This window comes from Larkinella ripae (assembly GCF_054780775.1).
The window spans coordinates 410,799-437,009 of record NZ_BAAGVR010000028.1; the positions used below are offsets into that span (position 1 = coordinate 410,799).

At 53.8% G+C, this 26,211-nt stretch carries 23 protein-coding genes; 12 read left to right on the forward strand and 11 right to left on the reverse strand.

All coding sequences use genetic code 11. The features are described from left to right. Positions 1-88 precede the first annotated feature (88 nt). A complete protein-coding gene (locus ACYVHX_RS23540) occupies positions 89-2,458 on the forward strand; it encodes a penicillin acylase family protein (protein ID WP_460674150.1) in 2,370 nt (789 codons plus the stop codon). Positions 2,459-2,610: 152 nt separating this feature from the next. On the opposite strand, the gene ACYVHX_RS23545 is transcribed toward ACYVHX_RS23540, so the two are convergent. The 4 genes from ACYVHX_RS23545 to ACYVHX_RS23560 all read right to left on the reverse strand — a co-directional run bounded on the left by ACYVHX_RS23545 (position 2,611) and on the right by ACYVHX_RS23560 (position 5,532). Then, the gene (locus ACYVHX_RS23545; protein WP_460674151.1) at positions 2,611-3,291 is read right to left on the reverse strand and encodes a hypothetical protein; all 681 of its coding nucleotides are present in this window, start codon (positions 3,289-3,291) and stop codon (positions 2,611-2,613) included. Between the two features lie 126 nt (positions 3,292-3,417). Then, complete coding sequence (locus ACYVHX_RS23550) at positions 3,418-3,789, reverse strand: GntR family transcriptional regulator (protein WP_460674152.1); 372 nt, start codon at positions 3,787-3,789, stop codon at positions 3,418-3,420. A 2-nt stretch (positions 3,790-3,791) separates the two neighbouring features. Further along, positions 3,792-4,586 (reverse strand): hypothetical protein, encoded by a 795-nt coding sequence (locus ACYVHX_RS23555; protein WP_460674153.1) that lies wholly within the window; start codon positions 4,584-4,586, stop codon positions 3,792-3,794. A gap of 112 nt (positions 4,587-4,698) precedes the next feature. Beyond that, a complete protein-coding gene (locus ACYVHX_RS23560) occupies positions 4,699-5,532 on the reverse strand; it encodes an ABC transporter ATP-binding protein (RefSeq protein WP_460674154.1) in 834 nt (277 codons plus the stop codon). Positions 5,533-5,724: 192 nt separating this feature from the next. On the opposite strand from ACYVHX_RS23560, the gene ACYVHX_RS23565 reads away from it, so the two are divergent. Further along, the gene (locus tag ACYVHX_RS23565; RefSeq protein WP_460674155.1) at positions 5,725-6,591 is read left to right on the forward strand and encodes a hypothetical protein; all 867 of its coding nucleotides are present in this window, start codon (positions 5,725-5,727) and stop codon (positions 6,589-6,591) included. Positions 6,592-6,998: 407 nt separating this feature from the next. Here the strand turns inward: ACYVHX_RS23565 and ACYVHX_RS23570 are convergent, their stop codons facing one another. Beyond that, entirely contained in the window at positions 6,999-8,948 is a 1,950-nt protein-coding gene (locus ACYVHX_RS23570; protein WP_460674156.1) for a tetratricopeptide repeat-containing sensor histidine kinase, read from the reverse strand. Positions 8,949-9,468: 520 nt separating this feature from the next. Between ACYVHX_RS23570 and ACYVHX_RS23575 the strand changes: the two genes are divergently transcribed. From ACYVHX_RS23575 to ACYVHX_RS23605, 7 genes are all read left to right on the forward strand, one after another. Beyond that, the gene (locus ACYVHX_RS23575; protein WP_460674157.1) at positions 9,469-10,623 is read left to right on the forward strand and encodes a sensor histidine kinase; all 1,155 of its coding nucleotides are present in this window, start codon (positions 9,469-9,471) and stop codon (positions 10,621-10,623) included. After that, positions 10,620-11,390, forward strand: a complete 771-nt coding sequence (locus ACYVHX_RS23580) for a LytR/AlgR family response regulator transcription factor (RefSeq protein ID WP_460674158.1) — start codon at positions 10,620-10,622, stop codon at positions 11,388-11,390. The genes ACYVHX_RS23575 and ACYVHX_RS23580 overlap by 4 nt, the downstream gene beginning before the upstream one ends. A gap of 248 nt (positions 11,391-11,638) precedes the next feature. Next, the gene (locus ACYVHX_RS23585) at positions 11,639-12,154 is read left to right on the forward strand and encodes a YciE/YciF ferroxidase family protein (protein WP_460674159.1); all 516 of its coding nucleotides are present in this window, start codon (positions 11,639-11,641) and stop codon (positions 12,152-12,154) included. Positions 12,155-12,391: 237 nt separating this feature from the next. Then, a complete protein-coding gene (locus ACYVHX_RS23590) occupies positions 12,392-14,680 on the forward strand; it encodes a hypothetical protein (protein WP_460674160.1) in 2,289 nt (762 codons plus the stop codon). Between the two features lie 49 nt (positions 14,681-14,729). Beyond that, entirely contained in the window at positions 14,730-15,485 is a 756-nt protein-coding gene (locus tag ACYVHX_RS23595) for an SDR family oxidoreductase (RefSeq protein ID WP_460674161.1), read from the forward strand. A gap of 12 nt (positions 15,486-15,497) precedes the next feature. Then, a complete protein-coding gene (locus tag ACYVHX_RS23600; protein ID WP_460674162.1) occupies positions 15,498-16,625 on the forward strand; it encodes a glycoside hydrolase family 130 protein in 1,128 nt (375 codons plus the stop codon). Positions 16,626-16,703: 78 nt separating this feature from the next. After that, a complete protein-coding gene (locus ACYVHX_RS23605; protein WP_460674163.1) occupies positions 16,704-17,063 on the forward strand; it encodes a hypothetical protein in 360 nt (119 codons plus the stop codon). A gap of 6 nt (positions 17,064-17,069) precedes the next feature. On the opposite strand, the gene ACYVHX_RS23610 is transcribed toward ACYVHX_RS23605, so the two are convergent. Continuing rightward, positions 17,070-17,846 carry a toxin-antitoxin system YwqK family antitoxin gene (locus ACYVHX_RS23610; RefSeq protein ID WP_460674164.1) on the reverse strand — a complete coding sequence of 259 codons (777 nt, stop codon included), beginning with the start codon at positions 17,844-17,846 and terminating at the stop codon, positions 17,070-17,072. Between the two features lie 159 nt (positions 17,847-18,005). Here ACYVHX_RS23610 and ACYVHX_RS23615 point away from each other — a divergent pair, with 159 nt between their 5' ends. Then, the gene (locus ACYVHX_RS23615) at positions 18,006-19,568 is read left to right on the forward strand and encodes a glycoside hydrolase family 43 protein (protein ID WP_460674165.1); all 1,563 of its coding nucleotides are present in this window, start codon (positions 18,006-18,008) and stop codon (positions 19,566-19,568) included. 87 nt (positions 19,569-19,655) lie between these two features. On the opposite strand, the gene ACYVHX_RS23620 is transcribed toward ACYVHX_RS23615, so the two are convergent. The 5 genes from ACYVHX_RS23620 to ACYVHX_RS23640 form a co-directional block, all read right to left on the reverse strand. Next, positions 19,656-20,774 (reverse strand): hypothetical protein, encoded by a 1,119-nt coding sequence (locus ACYVHX_RS23620; protein ID WP_460674166.1) that lies wholly within the window; start codon positions 20,772-20,774, stop codon positions 19,656-19,658. Between the two features lie 89 nt (positions 20,775-20,863). After that, on the reverse strand, positions 20,864-21,256 hold the full coding sequence (locus ACYVHX_RS23625) for a hypothetical protein (RefSeq protein ID WP_460674167.1): 393 nt from the start codon (positions 21,254-21,256) through the stop codon (positions 20,864-20,866). 142 nt (positions 21,257-21,398) lie between these two features. After that, on the reverse strand, positions 21,399-21,563 hold the full coding sequence (locus ACYVHX_RS23630; RefSeq protein WP_460636233.1) for a lmo0937 family membrane protein: 165 nt from the start codon (positions 21,561-21,563) through the stop codon (positions 21,399-21,401). A gap of 234 nt (positions 21,564-21,797) precedes the next feature. Beyond that, complete coding sequence (gene groL, locus ACYVHX_RS23635) at positions 21,798-23,432, reverse strand: chaperonin GroEL (protein ID WP_460674168.1); 1,635 nt, start codon at positions 23,430-23,432, stop codon at positions 21,798-21,800. A 110-nt stretch (positions 23,433-23,542) separates the two neighbouring features. After that, entirely contained in the window at positions 23,543-23,836 is a 294-nt protein-coding gene (locus ACYVHX_RS23640) for a co-chaperone GroES (RefSeq protein ID WP_460636235.1), read from the reverse strand. Positions 23,837-24,120: 284 nt separating this feature from the next. Between ACYVHX_RS23640 and ACYVHX_RS23645 the strand changes: the two genes are divergently transcribed. Together ACYVHX_RS23645 and ACYVHX_RS23650 are read left to right on the forward strand one after the other, a co-directional pair. Next, positions 24,121-24,852: a hypothetical protein gene (locus tag ACYVHX_RS23645; RefSeq protein WP_460674169.1), complete on the forward strand. Its 732-nt coding sequence runs from the start codon at positions 24,121-24,123 to the stop codon at positions 24,850-24,852. Between the two features lie 197 nt (positions 24,853-25,049). Further along, positions 25,050-26,168 carry a DUF2911 domain-containing protein gene (locus tag ACYVHX_RS23650; RefSeq protein WP_460674170.1) on the forward strand — a complete coding sequence of 373 codons (1,119 nt, stop codon included), beginning with the start codon at positions 25,050-25,052 and terminating at the stop codon, positions 26,166-26,168. Positions 26,169-26,211: the final 43 nt, after the last annotated feature.

Below are 26,211 nucleotides of genomic sequence, written 5' to 3' on the forward strand. Positions count from 1 at the left end.
CATCTTGTTACGGTTCTGTAATCGGTATTTGGTACAAATTGCGTATTTTGGGTGGGTTGCTGCTCGGTTCACTGTTAACTCACGAATGATGCGGGTTTCATTTCTGCTTATCTTTTTTTTTATCAATACATTTGCCTGTACCCAATCCGCTGAAAACCTGAGCCTTCCCGGTTTGCAGCAGCCCGTTGAAGTTCTCCGCGACCGCTGGGGCGTTGCGCACATCTACGCCCAGAACGAACACGATCTGTTTTTTGCGCAGGGCTACAACGCAGCTTCCGACCGGCTTTTTCAGCTTGAAATCTGGCGTCGGCAGGCCACGGGAACGGTGGCGGATTTGCTCGGACCGGCGGAAGTCAAGCGCGATCAGGGAACGCGGCTGTTCCGGTTTCGGGGCAATCTGGAGCAGGAGTTGAAACACTACCACCCGCGCGGACCGCAGATTGTGAGGGCTTTTGTCGACGGCATCAATGCCTACATCCGGCAAATCAGCCAAACGCCCGAGCGGCTTCCGGTGGAGTTTCAGGTGTTAAAAATCCAGCCCGGATTCTGGACGCCGGAGGTGGTCATCAGCCGCCACCAGGGTTTGCTGGAAAATGTCCGAACCGAACTCGACTACGGGCGGCTGGTGCACCTGTTGGGACCGCAAAAACTCCGCGAACTGGGGTGGTTTGAACCGGTTTCCAAAACCGGCGAACCGGATCTGGTCCTGCATGTCAACGGCAACGAGTTGTTTCAACCCATTCTGGAACATTACGAAGCCTTCCGGCTGCCGATCCGGTTTTCGAAGAAAGACCGGGGGCTGGGCGCGACGGAGGAGGAAGCCGCCCGCTGGTTTGAAAACGAGAAAAAGTACGTGGGCTCCAACAACTGGGTGGTGAGCGGCAAACGGTCGGCGAGCGGTTTTCCGATGCTGGCCAACGACCCGCACCGGGCGCAGGGCATTCCGTCGCTGCGCTATTGGGTGCACCTGCACGCGCCGGGATGGAACGTAGTGGGAGCGGGCGAACCCGCCCTGCCGGGTGTTTCCGTCGGCCACAACGAGTCGGGGGCGTGGGGACTCACCATTTTTGAAACCGATGTTGAGGATTTGTACGTTTACGAAACCAATCCGGCCAATCCAGACCACTATAAATACCGCGGCCAGTGGGAAACCGTGCGAGTTATTTCCGATACCATTCCGGTCAAAGGGCAAAACCCGCAGCCTGTGCAACTGAAATACACGCGGCACGGGCCGGTGGTGTTTGAAGATCGTCCGAACCGGAAGCTGTACGCCGTGCGGGCGGCCTGGCTGGAAACCGGCTGCGCACCATACCTGGCCAGCTTACGGATGAATCAGGCGGGCAACTGGAACGAGTTTCGGCAAGCCTGTGCCGCCAGCCGGATTCCGGGCGAGAACATGGTTTGGGCGGAACGAAAGGGCACAATCGGCTGGCAGGCCACCGGTATTTCGCCCATCCGCCGGAACTGGTCGGGTCTGGTGCCGGTGCCGGGCGACGGCCGGTTTGAGTGGGACGGTTTTCTGCCGATTCCCCAGTTGCCCGGCCGGGTAAACCCACCGGAAGGTGCGCTTATCACGGCCAATAACAACCTGATTCCCAAAGGTTTTAAAAACCGGGATGCCGTAGGCTGGGAGTGGGCCTCGCCCGCGCGGGCCGAGCGGATTGCGGAGGTTCTGAAAGCCAAACCGAAACACGCACTAGCCGATTTTAAACGGTTGCAGGCGGATTATCTGTCCGTTCCGGCCCGAAAACTGGTGCCTTTGCTGGGCGGTTTGTCCGCATCTTCCGAACCGGTCGAATGGGCGCGGCAGCAGTTGCTGAACTGGGATTTCAAACTGGAACCCGGTTCCATTCCGGCGGCTATTTATGTGGCCTGGGAAACCCAGTTGCTGGGGGCGTCGTACGAAGTGGCGGTTCCGCAAAAAGCCTGGAAATACCTGCATTCGATTCCGACGGAGCGCCTGCTCGAATGGCTGCGGACGGATTCAAACGGGGCCTTAAAACCGGTCGATCGCAATGAACTGCTGCTTGTCTGTCTGGAAAATGCGGTGGCCGATTTGACCCAGCGGCTGGGCTACGACCGCACGCACTGGTGGTATGGGCAGTCGGGCAACAAACACATCCAACTCGTGCATCCGCTCAGTAACCGGATGGCGCCGAAAGAAGCCGGCGAATACGCCATCGGCCCGGCGGACCGGGGTGGTTACGGGGAAACCGTTAACAGCACCGGCAACAGCCTGAACCAGGAATACGGCGCCAGCTTCCGGATTCTGGTCGATACGGGCGATTGGGACAAGACGCTGGGCATCAACAACCCCGGCCAATCGGGCGACCCCACCAGTCCGCATTACCGTGATTTATTTCCGATCTGGGCCCAAAACGAGTACTTCCCGGTTTATTTTACGAAAGAAAAAATTAAAACCGTCACGGAAAAGCGAACGGTTTTAGAGCCGAAGTAGGGTTACGGTTTTCGGTTTTCAGTATTCAACATTCGATATTCAATATTCGCTATTCAGGAATGACGGCGCCAGCCAACCGAATACCGAGACGTCGGCTCGGCGAAAACCGAATACCGTAAACTGAAAACCGTAAACCGTATACCGTCACCCAGTCACGGTTTTAGCTTTTTCAGCAAACTCCCCGGTAGCTTCACCATGGCCAGACTATCGGAGCGGAGCGCGAACGAACCGAATACATCGCGCTCCACCAACACCGCCGAACTGTCAAGGGACGTGACCAGGGCGGTTTCAATCCGGTTGGTGGGTTTGGTGTGCAGCTCACTGCCCTGGGTGTTCGTGACCGTCAGGTTGCTAATGGTGCTGTTTTTAATCAAAACCCCCGCGTTTTGCTGAACAACCGCCAGTTGATTCGCATCCAGTTGGTCCAGCGCGCAGCTGATCCGGCTGGTCATCAGCGTTTGCAGCGTGGGCGTCAGAATCACGGCCGCCGGTGCGGCATCAAAATACTGGTTGGCCCGCGATTGCCAGGGTGTGTCTTGGGGTTTGTAGGTGACCACGAGCGTATCGCCCAGCGTGCGGTACGTAAAGTCGGTTTGGACCCGTTCGGGCAGCCGGATTTCGGCGGTTTTTCCGGTTTGCACGCCGATCAGCCCCGCGTTGTTACCTTCCAGCTTCAGCACCCGAAACGGTTTCAGCCGCACGGATGAAAGCCCGTAAAAAGGGTCGTCAAAATTGATTTTGTCGTGCTCCGCTTTCAGAGCCACATTGCTGCCGATCAGGGTAAACAATCCGATGGCGAACAGGACGATCAGTAATTTATTGCTAGTTTTCATGGGTGTCAGTTTACGGTATACGGTTTTCAGTATACGGTTTTTCGTTTATGCCGGGCCGACGTTTCGGTCCAGTTGAATGCGCCAGCCAACCGTATACCGAAAACCGTATACCGTGTACCGTCTGCACTATTTGAATTCAACGGCAAGAAACGCTCTGTACCGTTCTTCGATTTCTTCCAGACTGATGTTGAGCAGGTAGAGATTGCGGAAAAAGTGGGGCAATTCGGTTTCCATAAACTGCTCCCGGCGGTAGGATTTGATCCGTTCCGGCGCTTCTTCAGCCGCGAAATAACCGATGCCGCGCTTGTTGTAAATGATGTCTTTCTGCTGCAAAAAATCGTAGGTCCGCATGGCCGTGTTGGGGTTTACTTCCAGCTCCACGCCCAGGTCCCGCACCGACGGAATGCGCTCGCCCGGCGGCCACTGCCCGAGCAGGATCTTCTCACAGACGTAATCGGCAATCTGGAGATAAATGGCTTTTTTATCCTGAAAATCCATACTCAGAGTTCTTTCTCTTTGAAACGTACGTAAGCGATGTACCACATGGACGGCACGGCCAGCAGCAGGATGGTGAAAATAACGAAGCGGGGCGCACCCGTTAACGTGACGTTGTACCAGCGCCGGTTCTGGATGAAACTCACTTCCTGAAACAAGGAATGATAATACAGCTCCCGGGGCGGGAACAGTCGTCGGATGATGAACTCATTCAGGACCATGTTGGTAATAAAAAAGATGAGAAAGGCCAGCACGGCGGTTTTGACAAAGGGCACTTTCGAGAAATAAATTGAGCCAATCAAAAAGAAGGAAGGCGTAGCGAGCATCATATACCGCATCTCGTTCGGCACATGGCGGCTGGTTAAGTCCAGCAATTCGTAGCGGGGACTGCCATGGGGGAGCCGGGCGTTGATGACCGAAAAACAAAGCCCCTCGACCGTATAGAACGCGGCCAGAAAAACCGGTACAAACAGCAGGAGCATCAGAAAAACCACCAGAAATTTTTCCAGCTGGGAAGCGGGGAGCGCCAGGTGGGGAATGCCCCGAACCGGCGTGCTCACCATTCGGAACAATTCGCTGGCGAACCAGGCGCCGGCTCCGCAGAAAATAAAGTTGAAAAACGCCCCGTGTTTGTTGTAAATGGATTCGCTGAAGACCGAAAGCCGGGCCATATCGGGGCCAATCAGGATCAGGCAAACGCCGAACAAAACGCCGGTTCCGAGCAGGTAGGATTTGAGGTGTTCGGACAGGTGAAGATTGAGCACGAGGCCGAAACGGTGAAAACTGAAAGTTTGGTTCATGGGCGTTAAACAAGAGCGATGAGACGGGAAACGAACGACAACAGGGGTGCGGGCAGGTCCGCGAGGTAGGCGGTCAGGAGCAGGTGTAGGATGGGCAGGAAAGTCATGATCATCAGCGGAAAAGGTTTTTGATGCCGGCGCGATTGGTGACCACGGCGTTGAAAAGCCGCTCCAGATCCACCCGGCTGTCTTCCTGTTCGACGTTTTCCTGCACCACCGAATACCCGCGCAGCGACGGCTCGGCGTACAGCACGCGGTCGGCTTCGGTGACGCTGCTCCGGGTGCTGAACGTCAGCCGGTCACTGATTTCGGTCAGCGAGTGATTGAGCAGAATTTCGCTTTCGTCGATGATGATAATGCCGTCGATGAGGTTGTCGAGGTCCCGCACCTGGTGGGTCGAGATCAGCACCAGCCGGTCGGACGACAGGGCCGAGGAGACCACTTTCCGGAACTGGCTTTTCGACGGAATGTCCAGGCCGTTGGTGGGTTCGTCCATGATCAGAACGCGGGTGTTGGTTGCCAGCCCGAAACTGATGATCACCTTCTTTTTCTGGCCGTACGACATCGCCGTGAGCTTCTGGTCGGGCGGCACGTCGAATTCGGCTAGGTATTTGCGGAATTGGGCCTCGCTGAAGTGGGGATAAAACGGCCCCATCGTGGCAATGTAGCGGTTCAGCGAAACCGACGGCAGGTAAATTTCTTCGGGAACGTAGTAGAGTTCCTGCAAAAAAGCCGGTTCGCGCTTTCGGGGTGAAAAACCGGCGACACTGACCGTGCCGGCCGTCGGGTAGAGCATGCCGCCCATCAGCCGCAGCAGGCTCGATTTGCCCGCGCCGTTTTTTCCCAGCAACCCGTAGATGCTGCCCGGTTTTAGGGAAAGGTCCAAATCCCGAAACATGGTTTTCTGCGGGGTATACCCGAACGTCAGCCTGCTGATCTCAATCATAGTTTTAGTGTACTATTTATCTAATACACTACAAAAGACAACTTTTGTTTTTACAATGTCAAGTGAGTTGGGAGAAATTCCTGAAAATTATAAGGCACAAAACGAAATGTAAATTTTCACAATTCCAACCGTAAAAATTGGGTAGGCTTTCGATTTGCATATTTTTAACTTTACAATCCTAAAGATTAAGATATGCAGATGGAAGTTTTCATGCTTGGGCCAATTTACAGTTTTCAGCCTGTAGTTAGTTCTGATGGTTTGATAAACAAAGAAGGTTTAAGCCTCTGTCATGATCCTAGCATCTTTCCTAGGTACTTTAATATTGAATCACTAAAAAAACCATTTGGCTCAATATTAATTGATAATCTTCTGAGTGATCCTTTCTTTGCATACCATGGCTATTTCGATGATAATGAACATATATTAGGGTATTCAGAATATGTTCAAGATGAAATTGATGCTATTTGTACCTCATTTTGGTTTATAAAAGACAATTGTATAACCTCTAAGGAACTGTTTGTGATTCCTGTAAATCACAGATGTACATATAAGGTAAGAGACTTCATGTATTCAACTGCGAAGGGAACATACGAGAAAGTAACATTTACCGAGGATGAGTTAAAGCAGGCGCGTGTTTACTACGATTACTTTAAGAAAACTAGGATACCAGTTTCTGACGTACCTCAACCTATACTCTTCAATATTGGTGAAAAGATTCAGCCCGGAACAGTAGATGAAGTTATATTTAACAAGCTAACACGAATTTCGAGGTCGATTCTTTTTCTTCAGCAAGCGCGTGCTACTACTTTCTTGCCCTTAAAAATTGCATTTTATATCCAACTTCTAGAGTGCCTATTTTCAGCAAACGACAATGTTGAAATCAATCACAAAATAGCGGAAAGAGTTGCTTGGTATTTAGGTGGTGAAGGAACAGAAAAAGTTACTAATTATGATTTCGTAAGAGAAATGTATGGCATCAGGTCAAAATTTGTACATGGGCAAATGCTGGAGAACAAGCATATAAAACCTGGTACCTCACAACAAAGTCAAACGAGCTAGATAATTTAGTGAGAAAAGTGCTAAGAGATGTTGTAATGAACGATTCTGTAATTTTTAATGGAAAAGACAGTGAACTTAGGACTTGGTTTTCAAATTTGATCTTTGACAACAGACTATAAAAAGACTGACCATCGGCCAGTCTTTTTTAACCCTATTTAAACGCACTTTAAATCACCAGCTAATAGCCTCGATGTCGGCCAGCGTTTCAGCCTCGACTAATGCCTGTTGCTTAGTGTGAAAATTGGACTGTAAGCCCGAATACCAGGTATAATAACCCTCACCAGCGGCCACGATCTGGGCAACAGTGTGCGGAGCCGGAAAGTAGTCCGCCGTAGCACTTTCGGCGCAACTGAATAAGCCATCGACTCCACGGCTTTAAACGTTCAGGGCGAAATTCTTAATGAACCTCAGCGAGGCATCGGGTAGGGGTAGGTTATTTTCACGCAGGTGCCGGTTGGTGACGGCAAAATCTGGCAATCGCCCCCCGATTCGGCCATCCGGTTCTGCATATTGCCCAGGCCATTCCGTAAACTGCTTTTCTCGCTGGGTGTAAAACCGCTGCCGTTGTCGCACACCTCGATTGTCAGCTGGGTCGTGGCGGGGAGCATCCGCAGGATGACCTGGCTGGCCTGGGCGTGTTTCACCACGTTGTTCAGGGCTTCTTTGACGGTCAGAAAGACGTTCCGCCGATCGACCCCCCGCATGGGAACTTCATTGGGTAACTCCTCTACTTCGGTCCGGAGCGTGAGGGACGTATTGTCGATGAACTCGCTGGCGTACGAGCGCGTGTAGGCAATCAAACCGTTCAGGCTGTCATTTTTGGTATTCAACGACCAGATAATTTCGTTCATGGACGTTACCATGTCGGCCGAAATACTCGAAATCTTCTCGACTTCGGGCGTAGTGGCGGCACCCATGCGGTTTTTGACTACTTCGCTGAGCAGGCCAATGGCGGTCAGCGACGCTCCCAGATCGTCGTGCATCTCCTTGGAAATCCGCAGGCGCTCTTTCTGCTGACCCTGCAATTCCGACTGCACCACGGCCAGTTCGCGTTCCCGAACGGCCGCCAAAAGCGCCGAATCGGCCGTGCGCTGCCGCTGACGGGTGTATAAATACGCGAACACCAGGGCGCCAACCATGCCCAGCGTGATCAGCGCAGCAATGACCAGCCACAGATTCTGGCGTTGCTGCTGCACCTGCAACTGATCAATACTCCGCTGTTTCTGGGCCAATTGCTGCCGGGCTTCGGCCTCTTTGAGTTTTACTTCATAGTCCTGCAGCAAACTTTTCGTTTCCTGATTCGTCAGAGAATCCGTGACAATAATGTATTCATTCAGCCAGTCAACCGTCGCTTTGTGGTTGTCCAGCCCCTCCGTTGCCAGGGCGTACTGGTAGTAGATACTCTGAAATTCGGTCAGTCCGGCTTTGGTTTTCCGGGCCAGGGCGTAGGATTCGTCCAGCATTTTCTGGGCCCGGGCATACTGCTTCATCTGGTTGTAGGTTTCCGCCAGGGTCATCAGCAAATGCAGCTCATGGCGTTCGTTGCCCAGCACCCGGCTCACCCGCAGGGCTTCGCGCCGGTAATACAGGGCCGAATCGTAGCGCTGGGCCTGCCCGTGTTCAAAACCGATGTTGTTGTAGAGGTTGATCATGAAATCCAGGTCGGTTTTCGGGTCAATCCATTGTTTGGCTTTCTGGTAATAAGCCAGCGCCTGGGCGGGTTTCTCCAAGTCGCTATACACCACGGCCATACTGAAATAATCGGTCGCGATGGCCCGGCGGTCGGCTTTTTCCGTCGTCCAGGTCGAATCAAGCGCCAGGGACTTTCCGTAATAAGCCAGCGCTTTGTCGTACATGCGCTGCTTCTTGAAAATCAGCCCGAGGTTCTGATTGATGATGGCCACGTTTTTCAGGTTTCCGGTTTGACGCATGTAAAGAACGGCCTGCTGGTAGTTGGGAATGGCTTCCTGATAACGTCCCATAAAGAGGGCCGTGTTGGCGACCGCGAAATAACTCAGTCCCAGGTGCCACTTGGAAGTATCCTGCCGGGCTTTCTGAACGGCCGCCAGGGCAATTTTGCGGGCTTCCTCGTGCCGACCCATGTTGTTGAGCTGGTAGGTCAGCAGCCGCATACTTTCAAAGTAGCCTTTCGTGAAGTTTATTTTCTGCGAGTGGGTGTGGGCTTTCTGGTAATGAACCAGCGCGGCCGCGGGCTGACTGGTTTCCACGGCTTCACCTTTTCTCAGCAGGTTCATAATAGAGCTGGTATCGGTCGGATTGGGGACCGACTGTGCCAGGCTGGTGCCGGAGTGGACACCCAGCAAAAGGCCTAAAATCCGGAGCGTTCGGAGCCACATAGCCACTGTATTTTGAAAAATCCTGATTGGGTAGTCAACGATTTAAAATTTACGCTGCTACCAGCAAGCTACAAACTTTATAAATACATTCTTTACTCCCGCGGGCTCCACCTGCGTGCCGGAGGCTGAAAAACCGGACGAGCCGGTCCAAACGGGTATTTTTATGGAAATTCCACCACGGCGCAGTCCGGCCGCTCCGCGCGTCTGTTCGCGCATCAGCCTGATTTTTACGATCATTGACCGGATTCAACCGGTTCAATTTGGCATTCATCTATGAAAAACCGGCATTCGGCGATTTTAAATGGGCGGTTTGCCCGTTCGGGCCTAATTTAGTTCGACTAAGTGTTCGCACTTGGTATGTTTTGTAATAATTGGTTTTATTTCGCACAATCCCCGGTACTAACCGGGGATTTGTCTTGGTAACGGATTCATTCCGGCCCAAACCGGCATCCGGTTTCGTACGGACTCACCCGGTTTTGGCGTATTACTCCACCGGGACCCCTCAACCAATTTCTTCACCATGAACACGGCGACCATCTCGAATCAACTGAGCAATCTTCAGAAATGGCAACTCGCGGCCAGCGTGTTTGCCATTTACTGGCCCATCCGGGTGTATGCCAACTGGCCAATCCTGCCCGATAACGTCCCCGAGGGCACCAACTGGCTTTTTCTGAATCGCGTCTGGCCCCTGTGGGTGATGGAAATCGTATTCACGATTTTGTTTTTTGCGCTCTGGCTCAACGTCACGGAATGGATTCAGCAGCGGTTTTTCAATCAGCTCGGCAAAGAATTTCTGGTGGAATTCAAGCTGCCGGCCCAACTGGCTACGCTCGTGGTAGCCGGGGCGCTGGCGGTTTTGTTTAACCTCGTTTTCAGTTACCTCTGGGTTTCGATTGGGAGTTTGCTGGAAAAACAGCTGAATTATGCGCAAATGTCCACCTGGCGCTGGTTCATCGATCCGGCCTGTCTGCGGGTCGATATTGAACGACGCCGGAAAATCAACGACGGATTGACGGTGATGGCCATGCTGTCGGGGTTTTACCTGGCGGCCAACCGGCGGGGCTACAAACGACTGGAGGATTTGCGGGTCAAAGGCGAACAGTTGAAGCAGGAAGCCGTTCAGGCGCAGTTTTCGGCCCTGAAAAACCAGGTAAATCCGCACTTTCTGTTCAATAGCCTCAGCATTCTGTCGTCGCTGGTCGAAACCAACACCAAACTGTCGGTGCAGTACATCAGCCGCCTGTCGAAGGTCTACCGATACATTCTGGAGCAGCGCAACGCCGAACGCATCAGCCTGAAGGCCGAACTGGACTTTCTGGCTTCCTATCTTTTTCTGCTCAACATCCGGTTTTCGGACAAGCTCCGGGTGGTGATCGACATTCCGGAAGGCGATAAGGCGCGCTACGGCATTGCCCCGCTCACCCTGCAACTGCTCATCGAAAACGCCGTCAAACACAACCAGATGTCGAGCGAAAAACCGCTAGTCGTCACCGTTCAAAAACAGGCGGATCAGATTGTCGTCCGCAATGGCATTCAGCTTCGCCCGCGGGCGGAAGTTTCAACCGGGCTGGGCTTGCAGAATATCATCAGCCGCTATACCTTGTTGACGGACAAACCGGTTGTTGTCGACCGGCGGGAAGATGAATTCGTGGTTCAAATTCCGTTGCTGCCATGAACGTACTGATTATTGAAGACGAGGAACTGACGGCCCGGCGGCTGATCAGTCTGCTGCACGATTACGATCCGCTGATTCAGGTGCTGGCGCAGTTGCCTTCGGTGGCCAAATCCATGCAGTGGTTTGAGGACAACATCGAGGTGGAGCCGGATCTGATTTTTCTGGACATTCACCTCGAAGACGATCTGGGGTTCAACCTGATTGACCAGCTCGGCCTGACCACGCCGATTATTTTCACGACGGCCTACGACGAGTACGCCCTCCAGGCTTTCAAGGCCAACGGCGTCGATTACCTGCTGAAACCGATTGATGCCGACGAACTGGCGACGGCCATCACCAAGTTCAGAACGCTGCGCCAAAACCGGGTGGAGCTGTCGGTTAATTCGGATGTGCTGGAGCAAATGCGGGCCAACTACCGGCCCAACACCTACCGCGACCGGTTCATGGTAACGGTGGGTCCCCGGCTGTTTCAGATTCAGACCGACGATATTGCGTACTTCTTTTTTGAAAACAAAGCGACCTTCCTAACCACCCGCCAGGGCCAGAATTTCGTCGTCGATTACAGCCTCGATAAGCTCGGCCAACTGCTGGACCCCAACCAGTTTTTCCGGGTCAACCGCTCGTTTCTGGTGGCGGTTTCGGCCATTCAGTCCGTCTATACCTATTCGGGCAGTAAACTCAAGCTGGATCTGCTGCCCGAAGCCCGGCAGGAAGTGTTCGTGAGCATCGACCGGGTAACGACCTTCAAGGAATGGATGGGACGGTAAGCGGGCATTCGGCCGCCAGCCGGCCAGCCCGTGGCCGACGCGTAATACAGCATGAAAAGCTTTAATTCAGAGCTTTCAGAACGGCTTTTGTCGATCCGGTTTTCGAGCCCGCCAGGGGTCGGAAATATCAATAATTTTACTGAACAACATTGGTTCGCGGCCGTTGTAGGGGGGAGTTGTCGGCCCATCCGGTTTTTCGGAAAACGCCGGTTTCTCGGTTTAGTCAATAAAAAACAACTCCAAAAAACATGGCAACGTCAAAAAAAGGAAACGAAGGCGAATTGAAGGAATTATTCGTGGATGAATTAAAGGACATTTACTGGGCCGAAAAACACCTGACCAAAGCGCTGACCAAAATGGCCAAGTCGGCCACTTCCGAGGAATTGCAAACCGCTTTCGAAACGCACCTGGCCGAAACCGAAAACCAGATAACGCGACTCGAGCAGGTTTTTGAAGCGGTGGGTGAAAAAGCCGCTGCCAAGAAATGCGATGCCATGGCCGGTTTGATCGAAGAAGCCGAAGGGCTGATCGAAGATACGAAAGAAGGCAGCCTGACGCGCGATGTAGCGCTGATCTCGGCGGCTCAAAAAGTGGAACACTACGAAATTGCTTCGTACGGAACCCTCAAAACGCTGGCCGGGGTGCTGGGCTACGATCAGGCCGCTCAACTGCTGGAAGAAACCCTGAACGAAGAAAAGAAAACCGACGTTCTGCTGACGGAAATCGCCGAAGGTTCGGTAAATGAATCCGCGAAAAGCGAATAAACACTGAAGTGGAAAGAAATGGGGTGGGCAAGCCGGACGGGCTTTCTCACCCCATTTTTGGGTTCAGGGCACCGGGCCGGCAAAACCGGGTGGTACGACGACGTATACGGCCAACCGGCCAGGCTCCAAAAGTCCGGAAGTTGCCCCGTTGCCTTACTTTTTAGCCAAAAAACCGGACCGGAATTCGGTAGCTTCGGTTAAAATGGCAGGAATATGGCATTAAAACCGTCGTTTGTTATGCGGAATAATCCTTACGATAATCCCACGTACTGGCAACCCTCGACCAAAGCCAGTGAGACCTCGCAATGGGTATCGGGTCTCGATGAGCAATTGAAAAACGCGACGCACCGGGCCGCTTTGCCGCTGCCGTTTGAACCGCATCCGCTGCAAATCTGCCTGACGACCCACTCTTTCTGGCTTCTTTTTTCCTTCGGAAAGGCGGGTCAGCTCGCCATCCGGACTTGTTTTGATCCGCAATCGATTCACCGGTATAAGCAGGTACGAAGCCGCAAAAATGCCGTGGAATACGAGATGCAGGGTTCGCTGGGCACTTTTCGGGTAAAGGTGGAACGACCCGATCCGAACCGCCCGTTGATTCGCTACACCACCTCCCTGAAACCGGAACACCCTTTCACGGTGCAGGCTTTTCCGCGCGATTTGTACGTGCTGGATGGGGCGTCAGATCCGCTCACCACCGAAGGATTGGTGTACGTGAGTCAGACGGGACCGACGGCCGGGTTGACGTATTTTTCCGCGGTGCAGCCGGAGGGACTTTCCGTTGTTTACCTCCAGAATTTTACGGCCCTGGCCGGTTATTTCGAGGCTACGCAGACCGATCCGACCGACACGGTAGACGTGCAGTGGCCGGAAGCCGGTTTTTCCCTGCCTGCGTCGGAGAAACCGCTGGTGGCTGGGCAGGAGCTGGTCTTATCGGATGCGTTCCTGTATCTGAGCGATTCGGTTCCGCAGAGTGAATTTGCAGCCGCCGACCAGTTTCTGGACGTCATGGCCGGTCTTTACCTGCAATTACCCAAACCCGAAACCGACTATTACCACTGGCCGAAAACCGCCGAACGCAGCGTTCAGGCCCTGACGGATTCGCCCCACTGCGGCCGCCGGATCGGGAAGCAGTATTACCTGAATGCCTACGTTGACGCGACCCAGAAACCGCCCGAAAGCATGGTCCAGCTCGCCATTCTGGTGCCGCTCCTGGAATACCGCGAGTGGCTCGGAAAACCGGTTCCACTGGCCGACTCGCTCCTGAAAAACCTGCCGTCGTTTTACGATGAAACCCACGAAACCATCATGCGGTGGTTGCCGAGTGGTGAATTTAAGGAGCAGGAAGCTGCCAAACGCAGTGAAGAGCAGGACCCGCAAAAAGTTGACTCCTGGTATCTGCTGCACACGCTGATGAACCTGGGGCGACTGGCCGAAAAAGGCGATCTGGAAGGCAAGGCTCTGTTTTTTCGTTCGCTGGAGTATGCGATTCGGGCCGCGCATCACTTTGGATACGACTGGCCGGTTTTTTACGACATCCGGACGCTGGAGGTGGTCAAGGCCGAAACCGACAAAGGAAAAGGCGGGGAACTGGATGTGGCCGGTCTGTACACCCACGTCATGCTCCAGGCCTACGAACTGACCCGCGAATTGCGCTACCTCAACGAAGCCGTGGTGTCGGCGGAGCGGTTGCGCGGCAAAGGGTTTGAACTCCTGTACCAGACCAATATTACCCTCATGAGTGCGCTGACGCTGGCCAAACTCTGGCGCAACACCGGCAACCGCCTGTATTTTGATCAGAGCCGACTCTGCGTCGCCAACGTCGTGGCCCGCATGTGGATCTGGGAGGGCGGTTTTGGCCTCGGGAAAACCCGCAGTACGTTCATGGGCGTGTCTCCGCTGAGGGATGCGCCGTACCTGGCGGCTTACGAGGAAGCGGAAATTTTTGCGACCATGCACAATTACCTCAAGGAAGTAAACCAGGATCTGTCCGATCCGACCCGGCTGCTGTTTTCGGAATACTTTAAATACGTCCTGCACCGGGGGCGGTTTTATTACCCCTCGGAATTACCGGCGGACACGGTTTGCCAGCAGCCCCGCGAAGGCCGGGTGATTCGGGATTTGCCCATTCCGCTGGAAGACATGCCGACGGGCTGGACCCAGGCGGGCGAAGTGGGGCAGGAGGTGTATGGCGGAGCGCTGGCCTACATTCTGACCACCTACGCCTATAAAGAATTTCGGGATGTACCGGTGGTGGTTTTTTCGGACTATCCGATTGATCAGGCTGAATTTCAATTAGTAGATAAAAACAGCGGGTATATAATCATCCGGCTGGCTGGCACGGCGGACGGTTTTTGTCGGCTCCGGCTGCTGGCCAAAAACCGCACCCTGCCGGACGTGCAGCTCGTTGACGGGGATGATCCGGATGCCCCGGCCCTCAAACCGGCGAAAACGGAGACTACCTACGTAGAGTATCAGGTGCGGGGGCATCAACGGCTTCGGGTGGAGTGGAAAAAGAGGGGAGCCTGACCGGGACGCTGGTAGTTAATTCAAGGAGATTTTAAACACGAGAAATGCGATGGAGGAGAAAAATGCACTAACCGATGGTCAATCATTGCGCGGCAAACGGATCATCATTACGGGCGGCACCACCGGCATCGGGCGGGCCATTGCCATTTTGCTGGGGTCGTGCGGTGCCCGGATTTTTACGTTCGGGCGGCACCGGGAGCCGCTGGACGAAACCCTGGCCGCCATCCGCGCAGCGGGCGGACAAGCCGACGGTCTGGTGGCCGATGTTACCAGCGCCGATGCGGTTCAGCGGGTTTTTCAACGGGCTGACGAGCAACTGGGCGGTCTGGATATTCTGGTGAATTGTGCGGCACTGGGCGGGGGCGGGCTGAGTGAGACCCCCGATTCCGACTGGCGGTATATTGTCGAAACGAACCTGGTCGGTTTTCTGGCCACGACGAAAGAAGCCCTCAACCGCCTGCACCCGCAGAAACGGGGACATATTGTGTTGGTGGGTTCGATGAGCGCCGATGTGCGGGAATCGGGCAGCTCGGTGTATGTAGCGACCAAAGCGGCCATCCAGGGATTTGCCGAAAGCCTGCGCAAAGAAGTAAACGAAGCGGGCATCAAGGTAAGTCTGGTAGAACCGGGCGCGGTGGGTTCCGATATGCAGGAAACGACACCCGGGGAAGAACGCCAGCGACAGCAGGAGGGCAGCATGTTGCGGGCCGAAGACATTGCCGGGTGCGTACATTACATTCTAACCCAACCACTGCGCTGCGATGTAGTTTCCGTCCAGATCCGGCCCCATCTTCAGTTGATTTAATGGTTTTATAGCATGGCATTTGCAACGGATCTGCTGGTTTTTTCGCCCAATGACATTGACCTGACGTTTTCACCGCTGCGGAAAACCGTGTCGGCGGCTACCTACGTTCTGGGCGCTTTCAATCCCGGGCTGGCGCGGCTGCCCAACGGCAATCTGCTGATCATGGTCCGGGTGGCCGAAGCGCTCAACCAGCCCATCATCGGCGAGCAGATTCACACCATTCGCTGGGACGCTGCGAAGGGGTATTTGCTGGATAAGTATCCGCTGGCGACGGTCAATGCCGCCGATCCCCGCAAGTTTCAGGTGCTGGGACATCCGTACAAAGTGATGGCGCTGACGTCCTTGTCCTGGCTGTTGCCCGTTGAGCTGACTCCCGACGGTACCCGCGTCGTGCAGGTGCATTACGACAAAATCATTGCCCCCCAGAAACCGTATCAGGAGTATGGCGTGGAAGATGCCCGGATCACCCGCATTGGCGAAACGTATTACATGACCACCTGCTCGGTGAGTTCGGAGCGCCATTCCACCACGCTGTACACCTCCACCGACGGCCTGAATTATGCGTTGCAGGGCATCATTCTGGATCATCAGAATAAAGACATGGTCTTTTTTGAAGGGACAATCGACGGGCGGTTTTTTGCGCTTACCCGGCCTTTGGGCGATTTGTATTTTGCCGCCCGGCCCGACAGCGACTATTATCCCGGCCCTTCCATCAACCTGGCTTCCTCGCCCGACGGCCTGCACTGGAAGCCCTCGGATGAGCCCCTGATCCGGCCCCGCAAAGGCTCGGCTTCGACCATGAAAATCGGCGGAGGCACGCAGCCCATTCGGACCGACGACGGCTGGCTGGTGCTTTACCACGGCGTTGAACTCCGCGGGCTGGTGGGAATTTACCGCACCTTCTGGGCGGTGCTGGATGCCGGTGAGCCCCGAAAAATCCGGCATTGGGAAGATCGAAAACCTATTCTGGAGGCTAATCCGGCGCTCACGGAACCCATCAAAGACCAGTTGTACCTTTCGGATGTGGTTTTTACGACGGGCATCGTTGACGCGGGCGATCAGTACATTGTCGCTTCGGGCGAGTCGGACCTGGCCTGCCGGATTACGCACATTCCCAAATCGGAGTTTCGCCTGGCCTGATGCGGGAAGGCGGTTTTTGCGTTCGATGATTCCAACGCTTTCCCGGTTTTCGAAATCTATGGGGGAAAGCTTTGCCTGATGAAACCGTTTCATGTTCCGTTCCGGACGTTCTTCCTGGGTGGGTTGACGGGCCTGCTGCTTGCCTGCGAAAAACCGGATACCGAAAAACCGTGCTTTGCTCATGAGTCACTGGAAACTACGCCCTGGCTCCGGGCGCATCTGGCGGGTTTTCAACAACCGACCACCGGGCCGTTGCGGGTGGTGGTTTATGCGTACGAAGGGCACTATTACCTGGCTTTCGAAAATCCGCGGCTTTCCGCCCCCATGGCCAATGTATTCAATTGTGCGGGGCAACGGCTGCCCGAACTGAAAATCGAGTATGATCGGTTTATGAAACGGGCCAAAGACCGGGACGTATTGCTGGAGGAAACGTATTGAGCGAATTTACAGCGTGTTATAACCGTAATTCGCACTAAACACGTGCCCCACCCGGACCTGAACGCTGATGAGCAGCTCGCTCTGCGTTGTTTGATCGTCGACAATCAGGGGGCGCCAGCGGGGCGTTTCCCGCAGTGCGGAAATGAGCAGATTCGCCAGCTCGCGTTCGGATTCCGGCCGGTGTCTGAGGTAGGGAAGGGGGCGGAGGTTGAACAGAAAACCGTCTTCCGAAACCGTACCTTCCAGGGTGATAAAAACCGTGGGTTCCGTGGATTTGACCCGCCCCAGCCGTTCTTTCAAAAACTGCGTGAATTTCCGCGAACCCCCATCAAATTCCGCGTTTTGGACGAGGGGCTGGCAGGACGTTGGGTCGCCTTCCGGCGTAAAACACTGGCCCCCTTTCCGAACCTGCCCCAGCCGGTAAAGCTCCCGCCGTTTCAGGGTTCCGTCGCTGTAATAAGAGAAAAACGGCCCGTTGATCTGGTTTTCTTTGTAGTCGCAGGTCCAGTGCACTTGCCCGTTTGGGTACCAGGAGCGCGTTTGCCCGTGGCGGATTCGGAGCTGAAAGTCCCGGTAATGCTCTTCCGAAAGCTTCCGGTTATTTTTGTCGAAGGTTCGGACGGTTGCTACTTTCTGGTGCCGGTCGTGGTAAGTAATTTCTTCGATGGAATTCCGGTATTCCCGGCGTTCCACGCGCTCTTTCGTCCGGCGACTTTTTTTCGTTTCATCGTCGGGGCCGGCCATCAGCAGACTCGCCATGAATAAAAGAAAGAAACTCTTCATCTATTCAGCAAAAGTGTGGAAAATCGACTAAAGAAGCGGTAATATTGCCCGCCATACGCAGACCCGTTGCGTAAACCACCCGAACGGGTCTGCCCGGAAATCGTTCTTCCGGTCTATCCATTCTTACTTTTATTCAAGATACCAAATTAACCGGAACGCATGAAGTTTGTTGCCATTTGTTTTTTTCTCAGCCTGTTTTTTTTCACCGCTTCGGCCCAGCCGCCCAAACCGCCCCGCGCAACGGTTACCTACCGCAACCCGGTGATCGCGGGTGATTTTGCCGATCCGTCGGTTATTCGGGTTGGCGATACGTACTATGCGGTCGGTACGTCTTCGGAATGGGCGCCGGCCTACCCGATTTATTCGTCGCGGGATCTGGTCAACTGGTCGTACGTAGGACCGGTTTTTTCAACCCTGCCTGACTGGACGATGGGCAGTTTCTGGGCCCCCGAGTTATACCACCGGGAGGGTACATTTTACGTCTATTACACCGCCCGCCGGAAATCCGACAAACGTTCATACATCGGCGTGGCTACCACCCGCGATCTGCGTCAGGGCTTCACCGACCACGGTTTGCTGCTCGAGTGGACCTCCGAAGCCATCGACGCTTTTATCATCGAAGATCAGGGGAAACGGTACATAACCTGGAAAGCCTACGGCCTGGACAAAGGCAAAGCCATTGAATTATTGGGGGCCGAGTTGTCGCCCGACGGGCTAAAAGTTACCGGCAAAGCCTTTACTCTGCTGACGGCCGACCGCAACACCTGGGAAGGCGGTGGCGCAGAAGGACAGGCGCTCTTTAAACGGGATCGGTATTTTTACATGACCTATTCCGGAAACGCCTGCTGTGGCTCCAACTGCAACTATCAGGTCGGTCTGGCGCGCGCCGAGAAACTCCAGGGGCCGTGGGAGAAGTTCGCCGGAAACCCGGTTCTGGTAAGCGACGACACCTGGAAATGCCCCGGCCACGGAACCGTGGTGACCACGCCGGATAACCGGTATTTTTATCTTCACCACGCTTACAACGGTGTCGACTTCACCCAAACGGGCCGTCAGGGTGTTCTGAGCGAACTGGTTTGGGACGAAAAAACCGGGTGGCCGGTTTTTCGGTACGGAACGACCACGCCCGCTCAGGCCGAGGCATTCGTGCCAAAACCGCATAAAGTTGATTTAGACGTCGCACTCGATTTTGCAAAACCGGTGCCGGCGGTTTCCTGGGTTTGGGATGTGAGCCAGCCAAAACCGGATTTTATGGTCAGTGAAGGCGCACTGAAGTTGAAAAACGCGGCAGCTACTCCGGTCGGAAGTTTTCTCGGAATGGTGATCAAAAAAGGAACCTACTCGTTTTCGGTGGTGATGAATCCGCAGACCGAGCTCTGGCAAAACATCGGCCTGTACGGCGATGCCGGTAACGCGCTGGGATTGGGCGTTCGCAACGGCCAACTCGAACTGTGGCAGGTGAAAGACGGGGTCCGGCAGGTGCTGAAAACGCAGTCGATACCCACCACAACCGCCGTAACGTTACAGCTAAAAAGCCGTTTCGGCCAGTTTTATGATTTTTACTGGTCGGCGGAAGGCGGCAAACCGGAGCGCCTGACCACCACGCCGGTGGATGGCGCCTACCTGCCCCGCTGGGATCGGGCCCCGCGCGTTGGGCTGAGCGTTTCGGGCGAAAAACCGGGTAGCGGCTCGGTTCGGTCAGTAGCGTTGGACTATGAATAATAGCGCGTTTTGCCGCTCCGGGGCTTATTTATACCGCTTTTCAGTTGGCCAAACGTTGATGGTTGATTTCCTGCGTGGGCCGGTTTTTCAGGGTAAGCCGCCCGTTATAACCTTTAGGTAATCGAAGAACGCTTTTTTGCGCGGGGAGCTGATCTGCCAGTTGATCGGTGGCGATTGGTACCCATCGTCGAAACCTTCGCCTTTCATGCGGTAGTCGAAGAAGCCCCAGGATGCGTAGGTGCTGGTGGCGGCCTGAAAGTTGTTGGCCGGTTGGTCGAAATTGAAATGGTCGTCTTCGTTGAACACTATCGGCATTTTTCGGTAACCGGTGACAGCGCGGGTTTGCTGCACCATTTCGGCAATCCGGGCCGGATCTTTCACGCCGTTGCCGTGGAGAATCAGGTAATCGGCTTCCTGCACCACGTTCTCGCCCGGAATTTTGCCACCGCTGTAGCTCGTGCTGACCAGAAACCGGTGCCCCCGGATTTTCTTTGCTTTCACGCGTTGAATGAGTTCGTGGACGCGCTCGGCTTTCAGAATGTCGTGGTCATATTTAAGGTCGCATTCGTTGTTAATTTCAATCAGGACGTTCCGGTAACCCAGATCCGCCAGCGTTTCAACAATGTTATCAACGGCATGCACAACGGCGGCTTCATTTTTTAAATACTGATCCTGCCCGAAGTAAAACAGGCCGAGAATCGCGACCATGCCCAGTTCGTCGGCTTTGTCCAGAATCTTTTTCAGCCGGTTGTAGTAATACGGGTCCCAGCTTCCGTCGGGGTTGAACATCGAATTGATCCAGGGCTGGTCCTTCGAATACCCTTCCGGACTGCCACCCTGTAAATTGAGCGTAAACGCCAGCAAACCGTGCGCTTTCCAGACCGGCATGGCCGCCAGGAACTCCTCCGTATTGCGGTTGGGGTCCCAGGTTTGGGTGTCGGCATACGCCCATTTGGCGCGGGTTTCGCGGTTGCGATCGTCGTAGATGCCCTGCACCATTCGGGCGTTGGGCAGCAACCCTTCGATCTTGTGGCCGTTCCAGCTGCGACCCGGAAAGGTCGGTTTTCCGTTGATGAAAAACTGATCGCCTTTGATCGAGAGAACGGTTTTGCGTTTGGGCGGTTTTATCGTTTGCCCCAGAACCGGGAAATGCAGGAGCAGGAAGCTGGCGGACAATGCCAGCAGAACGAAGCGGGACGTGGGCATGGTGGTTCAGGAACAGGAATCCGGGGGTAAGATATTCAATTCCCGAAAAAAGAAAAAGGACACCGGTTGGGTGTCCTTCGTTGTATTCACTAGCTTCTGCGGTTGCTGTAACCCCGGTTGCGCTCCAGCTGGTTGAGCCGGTCACGCTGGCGGGAGGTCAGCACGGGGAGCAGATCTTTGCGTTTCTGTTGCAGCAGGTCGCGGTATTCCCGGCGGTTGTTGCGTTCGGCCCGCGTCAGACCCCAGCGTTCGTAGCGATCCTGAATATCCCGGATCTGACGTTTCTGGCGGTTGCTCAGGTTCAGTTCGTCCTGCCAGCGTTCCAGCTTGTTCTCCAGCGGAATCTCCCGGACGTTCGGATTGTCATACTGGCCGTAGCGATCATCGCGCCGATCCCAGCGATCGTTGGTGGTGGTCCGTTGCGTGGTACAGCCGCCGATAAATAAACCCAGCGCGGCTACCCATATCGTTATTTTTTTCATGTTCGTATTCTTTGCTGTTGATTCTGGGGTTTGGACCCTTCCGGCCCGCGAAGGTTTAACGGCGGGTCGAAAATTGCCCCAAAATGTAAAAGCCCCCGGAAAGTCCGGGGGCTTTACTGTATAAAAGGTCGATTGCGTCAATCTACACTACCCGGTCTCCACGGATCAATCGCAAAATAATGGCAATTACGGCGATCACCAGCAGAACGTGAATGATGTTGCCCATACCAAAACTACCAAAGCCTAACAATCCGACTAACCAAAGGATGATCAAAATCACCGCAATGACATAAAGCAAATTTCCCATGACGTTTCCCTGTTTTGGTGAATGAATACTTTTTGTATACCCATCAGAGTAGAAAAATGCGTGCCAAAGCCAAAAAAGTCGGTTTTAGGGCTATTTTAGGCTTTTTTGCCGTAAAGTTGTACCCATAAATGACACAGTTTAGGGCCACAATGTAGAAGAAATTACCCAATTGGAACCAAACAAAAGCCCCCGGCCACAAGGCCGGGGGCTTTCAGAATTAGAGGCAAGGGCTGATTACATCATGCCGCCCATGCCGCCGGGATGGCCATGTCCGGCTCCACCAGCGGGTGCTTCTTCCGGTTCGTCGGCAACCACACATTCCGTCGTCAGCAACAGACCGGCAATTGAAGCTGCGTTTTCCAGCGCCAGACGCGTTACTTTCGTCGGGTCGATGATACCCACACCGATCAGGTTTTCGTATTTGTCTTCGCGGGCGTTGTAACCGTAGTCACCTTCACCGGCTTTTACGGCGTTCACCACCACTGAGCCTTCGCCACCGGCGTTGATGACGATGGTCCGCAGCGGAGATTCCAGGGCAACCCGGATGATGGCTACCCCGGTTTTTTCGTCTTCGTTCAGCGTGTTTACGCTGTCCAGGGATTTGATGGACCGGATCAGGGCAACGCCACCACCGGCCACGATGCCTTCTTCAACGGCAGCGCGGGTTGCGTGCAGGGCATCATCAACGCGGTCTTTCTTTTCTTTCATTTCTACTTCGGTAGCGGCACCGATGTAGAGAATGGCAACACCGCCTGACAATTTGGCCAGACGCTCCTGCAGTTTTTCTTTATCGTAATCCGACGTCGTGTTTTCGATCTGCGATTTGATCTGATTCACCCGACCCGTGATGTCTTCTTTTTCACCAACACCGTTGACAATCGTCGTGTTGTCTTTGTCGATGATGATTTTTTCGGCCTGACCGAGGAATTCGATCGAGGTGTTTTCCAGTTTAAATCCGCGCTCTTCGCTGATCACCTGACCACCCGTCAGGATGGCGATGTCTTCCAGCATGGCTTTCCGGCGATCGCCGAAGCCCGGTGCTTTCACGGCGGCTACTTTCAGCGCACCCCGGATTTTGTTCACCACCAGCGTCGCCAGGGCTTCACCGTCAACGTCTTCTGCGATGATCAGCAGCGGACGGCCCGTCTGAGCCACCTGCTCCAGCACCGGCAGCAGTTCTTTCATCGACGAAACTTTTTTCTCCGAGATCAGGATGAACGGACGCTCCAGTTCGGCTTCCATTTTCTCGGTGTTGGTTACAAAGTACGGCGACAGGTAACCGCGGTCGAACTGCATCCCTTCGACGGTTTTTACTTCCGTTTCCGTTCCGCGCGCTTCTTCTACCGTGATCACCCCTTCTTTACCTACTTTTTCCATTGCGTCGGCAATCATGTTACCGATTTCTTCGTCGCTGTTGGCCGAGATGGTCGCTACCTGAGCGATTTCTTTCGACGTTTCGATGGCGCGCGACTGCGATTGCAGGTCTTTCACCACGGCCGTTACGGCTTTGTCGATTCCGCGTTTGAGGTCCATCGGGTTAGCACCGGCGGCAACGTTTTTCACCCCGATCGAGTAGATCGCCTGGGCCAAAACCGTTGCCGTCGTTGTTCCGTCACCGGCTGAATCAGCGGTTTTGGAAGCCACTTCTTTCACCAACTGAGCGCCCATGTTTTCGATGGCGTCTTTCAGTTCAATTTCTTTGGCTACCGTCACACCATCTTTGGTGATCGCCGGTGAACCGAATTTTTTATCCAGGATAACGTTCCGGCCTTTCGGGCCCAGCGTTACTTTCACGGCATCCGCCAGCGTATCGACACCCTTCTTGATTCTGTCGCGGGCATCCGTATCAAAGAATATTTTCTTAGACATTGCAGTTAAAATGATGAGTTATGAATGATGAATTATGAATGACCATGCAAAGACGAAGTGACCGGAAAAATCAATTCATCGTTTATCATTAATCATTCATCATTAATTGATTAGATGATGGCAAAAATGTCAGACTCACGCATGATGAGGTATTCTTTGCCTTCAACGGTAATTTCAGTACCGGCGTATTTGCCATACAAAACCGTGTCGCCAACCTGAACAGTCAGGGGTTCGTCTTTTTTGCCCGCACCAACAGCCACGATCGTTCCGCGCTGGGGTTTTTCTTTCGCCGTGTCGGGGATGATGATACCAAATGCGGTTTTTTCTTCAGCAGGCGCTGGTTCAACCAGCACCCGGTCAGCCAACGGTCTTACGTTTACTTTACTTTCCGTTACTGCTTCCATAATGGGGCTTGTGTTTTAAAAGGTTTTAAATTGTGTTATTCTGAACAAAGGCTCGACGGGTAATGCCGAACTGACGGTCGATTTTTGTCACTTATTGTGCCAGAAGCGGTTTTCGTGCATAAACTGACAAAATTTCCGGTTTTCAGTGTCAGTTTGGTAATCAGCCGGTTAGAGGATAGCGTGTATGGTTTGAGAAATAAAACGCCAAATTCAATTTGGCAGAACGCTTTTTTTTCTTAACTTCCTTATCGACAAGTCTGACTTTTTTTTCTTCCTGAGTACCTATGAAAAAACTTCAGAAAGAGTGGTTGACGCAGGGATTGATCGATTTAGAATATAAAAAATTTGTCGTTCTGGCATATCTGAAACACGTTCAGCAACATTTCTCTGACAAAAAACTGTATCCGGACCTGACGGAATTACGCGAGCATTACGAGACCGGGCTTCGATTTCGGAACCGCAAAGGTACGCTTTCTGCCTCATTTCCCAAGGACGCCACCGGAATTGATCCTGAAAGTCTTACGGTGCGGTACCAGCCCCGGCAGGCGGACGGAAATTACCTGACGGAGATTGACTCAATTATCAATTTCGCCCTGCCCCGGTTTAACCAGACCCTGACGAATGGTCAGCAAATGGCCGACGAACTGGCCGCCAACCTGACGCTGACGCCCATCGGGATGGTACCCCTGCGCCGGGACGAAGGCTATCTGTTTCTGCACTGGTCCTCGCATTCGCAAACGCATATCTATTATTTTAACCTCACCTGGGCCAAACTGGCGCTGCCGGGCCTGAGTTTTCAAACGACGCCCACCCAACCGATCCGGACGCGCTACATCGACTCGGTCCGGAAAGGAATTGGCGTGACCTACGAAACCCTGAAGCGGGAATTAATCCGCCAACGGCCGTACCTGCCCAATCCGGCTACGTTCATGGTCGAATCCAAAAAGCGCCTTCCGCTGGAAGAAACGCTGCTCCCGATGGCCGAGCGCCTGGTGGAGCGGGAAGTTTCGGAATAAACCTTGAAGAGTTATTGCGCGGAGTTACGCAGAGGGGTAAGAGTTGAACAGAGAAAATTTAAATGACTCCGCTAAACTCCTTTCCCTCCGCGTAACTCCGCGAAATAACCAGTTTGACTCCGCCAAATCCCCCAAATTGCGGGAATCGGGACTGCCATACGGTTTTTTATTTTGTCGGACACTTGATCGACAACTGTATGAACGTTCCAACTCCTTTCCTCTTTTTCGCATTTCTGCTTTATTCCACCCTTATTTCTGCTCAGCAATTGACGGCCACGCCGGAGGGCGGCAACAAAAAAGCGTCGGTTTCCGAACAGATCGGTCTTGCAAAAATTACCATCGACTACAGCCGCCCCGGCGTGAAAGGACGGGAAGGCAAAGTCTGGGGCACTCCGGTGGCGCATTACGGGCTGGTCGATCTGGGGTTTGGCAGCAGCAAAGGGGCGCCCTGGCGGGCCGGTGCCAATGAAAATACCGTAATTTCCTTTTCAAAACCGGTAAAGGTCGAAGGGAAAGATCTGGCCGCCGGAAGTTACGGGGTCCACATGCTGCTGGGCGAAACCGAGACGACGGTTATTTTTTCCCGGAACTGGACTTCCTGGGGCAGCTTTTTCTACGAACCCTCGGAAGACGCCCTGCGGGTAACGGTTAAAAATCAACCACTCGACCAGAGCGTGGAATGGCTGAAGTACGAGTTTCTCGACCAAACCGACCAGTCGGCGACCGTGGCCCTGTTGTGGGAAAAACGGAAGATTCCCTTTAAGGTGGAAGCCGACGTAACCCAAATTCAGGTTGCGTCCTTTAAAAATGAATTGCGGAACGCCCAGGGCTTTACGTGGCAGTCGTTCGTTCAGGCGGCTACCTACTGCGTTCAGCACAAAACCGATCTGGATCAGGCGCTGGTCTGGGCCGACCAGGCCGTCAGTCTGCCGTTTATCGGTCAGAAAAATTTTCAGACGCTCAGCACCAAAGCCGTTGTGCTGGTGGCGCTCAGTAAACCGGGTGAGGCCGATGCGGTCATGAAAGAAGCGGTTCCGATGGGCAATGTAAACGAGTTACACCAGTATGCCCGCACCTTGCTCCAGCAAAAACGGAACAAACAAGCGTACGAAGTATTCAAAATCAATTACGATAAGAACCCGAATCTGTTTACGACCAACGTCGGCATGGGACGAAGTTTGTCGGCGTTGGGCGAATTCAAAAAAGCGTTGCCCTACCTGAAAGCCGCGCTGCCGCAAGCTCCGAACGAGCTCAATAAAAACAACGTCATGGCGATGATTCAGAAGCTGGAAGAAGGGAAAGACGTGAATTTGTAATGAGGTTGCTGCCCAGAATTAATCAGAGATGCTCTGAAAACCT

What these genes read in the sequence shown, in the direction of transcription:
- ACYVHX_RS23540 (WP_460674150.1), top strand. Translation starts at nt 89, where the DNA reads ATGCGGGTTTCATTTCTGCTTATCTTTTTTTTTATCAATACATTTGCC.
- ACYVHX_RS23575 (WP_460674157.1), top strand. Translation starts at nt 9,469, where the DNA reads ATGAACACGGCGACCATCTCGAATCAACTGAGCAATCTTCAGAAATGG.
- ACYVHX_RS23605 (WP_460674163.1), top strand. Translation starts at nt 16,704, where the DNA reads ATGAAACCGTTTCATGTTCCGTTCCGGACGTTCTTCCTGGGTGGGTTG.
- ACYVHX_RS23640 (WP_460636235.1), bottom strand. Translation starts at nt 23,836, where the DNA reads ATGGAAGCAGTAACGGAAAGTAAAGTAAACGTAAGACCGTTGGCTGAC.
- groL (WP_460674168.1), bottom strand. Translation starts at nt 23,432, where the DNA reads ATGTCTAAGAAAATATTCTTTGATACGGATGCCCGCGACAGAATCAAG.
- ACYVHX_RS23590 (WP_460674160.1), top strand. Translation starts at nt 12,392, where the DNA reads ATGCGGAATAATCCTTACGATAATCCCACGTACTGGCAACCCTCGACC.
- ACYVHX_RS23610 (WP_460674164.1), bottom strand. Translation starts at nt 17,846, where the DNA reads ATGAAGAGTTTCTTTCTTTTATTCATGGCGAGTCTGCTGATGGCCGGC.
- ACYVHX_RS23580 (WP_460674158.1), top strand. Translation starts at nt 10,620, where the DNA reads ATGAACGTACTGATTATTGAAGACGAGGAACTGACGGCCCGGCGGCTG.
- ACYVHX_RS23625 (WP_460674167.1), bottom strand. Translation starts at nt 21,256, where the DNA reads ATGAAAAAAATAACGATATGGGTAGCCGCGCTGGGTTTATTTATCGGC.
- ACYVHX_RS23645 (WP_460674169.1), top strand. Translation starts at nt 24,121, where the DNA reads ATGAAAAAACTTCAGAAAGAGTGGTTGACGCAGGGATTGATCGATTTA.
- ACYVHX_RS23555 (WP_460674153.1), bottom strand. Translation starts at nt 4,586, where the DNA reads ATGAACCAAACTTTCAGTTTTCACCGTTTCGGCCTCGTGCTCAATCTT.
- ACYVHX_RS23560 (WP_460674154.1), bottom strand. Translation starts at nt 5,532, where the DNA reads ATGATTGAGATCAGCAGGCTGACGTTCGGGTATACCCCGCAGAAAACC.
- ACYVHX_RS23595 (WP_460674161.1), top strand. Translation starts at nt 14,730, where the DNA reads ATGGAGGAGAAAAATGCACTAACCGATGGTCAATCATTGCGCGGCAAA.
- ACYVHX_RS23550 (WP_460674152.1), bottom strand. Translation starts at nt 3,789, where the DNA reads ATGGATTTTCAGGATAAAAAAGCCATTTATCTCCAGATTGCCGATTAC.
- ACYVHX_RS23565 (WP_460674155.1), top strand. Translation starts at nt 5,725, where the DNA reads ATGCAGATGGAAGTTTTCATGCTTGGGCCAATTTACAGTTTTCAGCCT.
- ACYVHX_RS23545 (WP_460674151.1), bottom strand. Translation starts at nt 3,291, where the DNA reads ATGAAAACTAGCAATAAATTACTGATCGTCCTGTTCGCCATCGGATTG.
- ACYVHX_RS23585 (WP_460674159.1), top strand. Translation starts at nt 11,639, where the DNA reads ATGGCAACGTCAAAAAAAGGAAACGAAGGCGAATTGAAGGAATTATTC.
- ACYVHX_RS23615 (WP_460674165.1), top strand. Translation starts at nt 18,006, where the DNA reads ATGAAGTTTGTTGCCATTTGTTTTTTTCTCAGCCTGTTTTTTTTCACC.
- ACYVHX_RS23630 (WP_460636233.1), bottom strand. Translation starts at nt 21,563, where the DNA reads ATGGGAAATTTGCTTTATGTCATTGCGGTGATTTTGATCATCCTTTGG.
- ACYVHX_RS23570 (WP_460674156.1), bottom strand. Translation starts at nt 8,948, where the DNA reads ATGTGGCTCCGAACGCTCCGGATTTTAGGCCTTTTGCTGGGTGTCCAC.
- ACYVHX_RS23650 (WP_460674170.1), top strand. Translation starts at nt 25,050, where the DNA reads ATGAACGTTCCAACTCCTTTCCTCTTTTTCGCATTTCTGCTTTATTCC.
- ACYVHX_RS23600 (WP_460674162.1), top strand. Translation starts at nt 15,498, where the DNA reads ATGGCATTTGCAACGGATCTGCTGGTTTTTTCGCCCAATGACATTGAC.
- ACYVHX_RS23620 (WP_460674166.1), bottom strand. Translation starts at nt 20,774, where the DNA reads ATGCCCACGTCCCGCTTCGTTCTGCTGGCATTGTCCGCCAGCTTCCTG.